At 72.0% G+C, this 3326-nt stretch carries 3 protein-coding genes; 2 read left to right on the forward strand and 1 reads right to left on the reverse strand.

What is annotated here, in order from left to right:
- Positions 1-121: 121 nt before the first annotated feature.
- Positions 122-685 carry a TetR/AcrR family transcriptional regulator gene (locus tag K6I34_RS34055; protein ID WP_229331906.1) on the reverse strand — a complete coding sequence of 188 codons (564 nt, stop codon included), beginning with the start codon at positions 683-685 and terminating at the stop codon, positions 122-124.
- A gap of 146 nt (positions 686-831) precedes the next feature.
- Here K6I34_RS34055 and K6I34_RS34060 point away from each other — a divergent pair, with 146 nt between their 5' ends.
- Together K6I34_RS34060 and K6I34_RS34065 are read left to right on the forward strand one after the other, a co-directional pair.
- Positions 832-1893: an acyl-CoA desaturase gene (locus K6I34_RS34060; protein WP_229331907.1), complete on the forward strand. Its 1062-nt coding sequence runs from the start codon at positions 832-834 to the stop codon at positions 1891-1893.
- 32 nt (positions 1894-1925) lie between these two features.
- Positions 1926-3326: hypothetical protein (locus K6I34_RS34065; RefSeq protein ID WP_229331908.1), on the forward strand; the 1401-nt coding region annotated here is incomplete at its 3' end.

Below are 3326 nucleotides of genomic sequence, written 5' to 3' on the forward strand. Positions count from 1 at the left end.
CTCGTTGAACTCCTCACCCGCGTCCTGGGGCGCTGAAAGGCGATCGCCGATCTGGCGGACGGGCTCGACCGCAACCTCGACGTCGTCCGGAGACGGCGGGCAGATGCGGTCGTGGCGGTGCTCAGGAGCCCTCGTCCGCTTTCAGGGCGTCGGCCAGGGCGAGCACGCCTGCGGTGAGCTGCGCGCCGGTGGGGGCCCGCTCGGGGTCGATCATCCACTGCACCAGCAGGCCGTTGAGCAGGGTGACGATGACGGCCCCGGCGTCCGCGTCGCTGTCCGGGCCGAGCAGGTCGGCCAGCTTGCCCCGCGCCCGGTGCTGGCCGTCCGCCATCGGCGCGCGCACTTCGGGTGAGTGCAGCGCCTGTGCCAGCGCCTCGATGTTGGCCGCCCACAGCGCCCGGTCGGCGCCGAACGAGCCGACCAGCCTGGCCCAGAACTCCTCCAGGCGGGCCCGCGCGTCGACCGCCTCCCCGTCGGCCGGGGCGGCGAGCAGTTCCCGCATCGCATCGCTCACCGACTCGACCATGGCCAGGTTCAACAGGGCGTCCCTGGAGCGGAAGTGGTAGTTGATCGCCGCGAGGTTGGCACCGGAGGCGGCGACGATGTCGCGCACCGTGGTGCGGGCGTAGCCGCGCTCGGCCAGGCACTGCTTGGCCGCTGCCAGAAGGTCGTCTCGTGTTCCCACGTCCCGACTGTACCAGGAGGCCTGACACACGTTTCAAACATTCGTATGTGGCAAGCGTTTGAAACATATGTATGTTGGCGCCGCGGGTTCCGGTCCTCCGGGACGCACCGCACCCCGATGACTCCGAACACCCCTTGGAGCAGCCCGTGGCACACAGAACGCGGACCACCGCACCACTGATCGCCCTCGACCGCCGCCCGGGCGCCACCGGCGGAAGCGACTTCGCCCGCCTCGCCCGCCGCGTGGCCGGGGCCGGTCTGATGCGCCGCCGCCCGGCCTACTACGCCGCCCGGTTCACGCTTGTCGCGGCCCTGTCCGCCGCACCCTGGGCCGTCCTCGCCCTCCTTGGCACCACCTGGTGGGTGCTGCCCGTCGCCGCCCTGATGGCCCTGGCCAACGGCCAGGTCGCGCTCCTGATGCACGATGTGGCACACCGTCAGGTCTTCCGCACCAGGCGGCCGACCGAGACCGTCGGCCGCCTGGTCGCCGGACTCGGCATCGGCCTGGGATACGGCTGGTGGCAGGACAAGCACACCCGCCACCACGCCAACCCCAACCACGAGGAGCTGGACCCGGACGTCAGCCCTGACATCCTGGTGTGGTCGCGGCGTCAGGCCCGCGAGAGCCTCGGGCTGGCGCGGCTCGTCGGCCGCGTACAGGGCTTCCTGTTCTTCCCGCTGCTGGCCCTGGAAGGGCTGAACCTGCGTGTGGCCGGGTTGCGGGCGGTGCGCAACCGGTCGGTCCGCCACCGCTGGACCGACGCCGCGCTGATGCTGGCCCACGGTGCCGGCTACCTCGCCACGCTCCTCCTGCTGATGCCGCCAGGGCAGGCCATCGCCTTCGCCGCCATCCACCAAGCCTTGTTCGGCGTCTACCTCGGCTGCATCTTCGCCCCCAACCACAAGGGCATGCCCACCCGCACCGGGCTCCCGCAACCAGACTTCCTGCGCCGCCAGGTACTCACCTCGCGCAATGTCCGCGGCGGCCTGCTGACCGACATCGCGCTCGGCGGCCTCAACCACCAGATCGAGCACCATCTCTTCCCCAGCATGCCGGCCCCGCATCTGCGGCACGCGCGGGCCATCGTCCGCGACTACTGCGCCGAACTCGGCATCCCGTACCACGAGACCGGACTCATCGCCTCGTACCGAGAGGCCGTCGCCCACCTCCACCGCGTCGGCGCGCCGATCCGCGCCGCCCACCACTGACCCCGCCACGCCACATCAAGGAGCACCCGGCAATGCCCACTCGACGTGAAGCCCTCATCGCCTCGGCCGCCCTGACCGGCGGCGCCCTCCTGTCCGCCGCCCCGGCCCGCGCGACGGCCGCATCCAGTCAGCGCCCCGGTGACACCGTCGCCCTCACCCACGCCACCGTCCTCGGCGCGGGCCCCGACCACACCGTCCTCATCCGCGACGGCCGCATCACCCGTACCGGCCGTTCGGCCGAGGTCCCGATCCCGCGCGGGGCGACGACGTACGACCTGACCGGCAAATACATCGTCCCGGGCGGCCTCGTCGAGGCCCATGTCCACAACTACGGGCCCGAGGACGTGGTGCCGCCCCTCTTCCCGCTCACCGGCGTGACCACGGTCCGTGAGATGTGGGGCGGACGGGTCCACCACGCGTGGCGCGACAAGGTCCGCGCGGGCACGCTCCTCGGCCCCCGCTGGGTGATCGCCGGCCCGATCATCGACGGGCGCCCCTCGATATGGACCGATGACGCCAGCGAGCGCCCCGTCGAGGTCGCCGACGTCCCGTCCGCACGTCGCGCGGTGCGCGAGGCGAAAGCGAACGGGGCCGACTTCATCAAGGTCTACTCACGGCTCACACCCGAGGCGTACGAGGCGATCGCCGACGAGTCCCGCCGCCAGGGCCTGCGCTACGCGGGCCACTGCCCCGACACCGTGTCCCCCGCCCGCGCGAGCGACGCCGGGCAGCAGTCCATCGAGCACCTCCACGCCCTGCTCCTCGCCACCTCCGCCCAGGAACCCGAGATCAGGCGGGCCATGACGAAGGTTCGTATCGACCCCGCCGTCGGCGCCAGCTTCGAGCGCTACGCGAGCTGGTTCCGGCAGGTGCACGCGGTGGAGTGGCAGGCGGTACGGACGTACGACGTCGGCCGCACCCGCGCCCTCTTCGACCGGCTCGCCGCCAACGGCACCCGCGTCGTACCGACCCTCGTCCTCCACCACACTCTGGAACGCACCGACGAACTCCCGCCGAATCCGTCGGAGTTCAGTTACCTGCCCGGCTGGATGACCGGTCACTGGCCTGCCATCCGGTCCACACTGACCGCCGGCCGCACCACGCAGGACACCGCCCGCATCCACCGGATCTACGAGCACCGGCTGCGTCTTGTCGCCGAACTCCACCGGGCGGGCGTGCCGTTGCTCGCGGGCACCGACACCGGCACCGGCTATATGGTCCCCGGCTTCTCCCTCCATCACGAGCTGGAGCTGCTCGCCGAGGCCGGGCTGCCCACCCGGGACGTCCTCCACGCCGCGACCACCGAGCCGGCCCGGATGCTCGGCCTGCCCGCCGACCGCGCCGACCTGCTGGTCCTGGACGCGGACCCGCGCACCGACATCCGCAATACGCAGCGGATCGACTCCGTCCTGGTCGCCGGCCGCTATCTGGAC

The organism is Streptomyces sp. UNOC14_S4, assembly GCF_020740835.1.
In the GTDB taxonomy this organism is placed as follows: domain Bacteria; phylum Actinomycetota; class Actinomycetes; order Streptomycetales; family Streptomycetaceae; genus Streptomyces.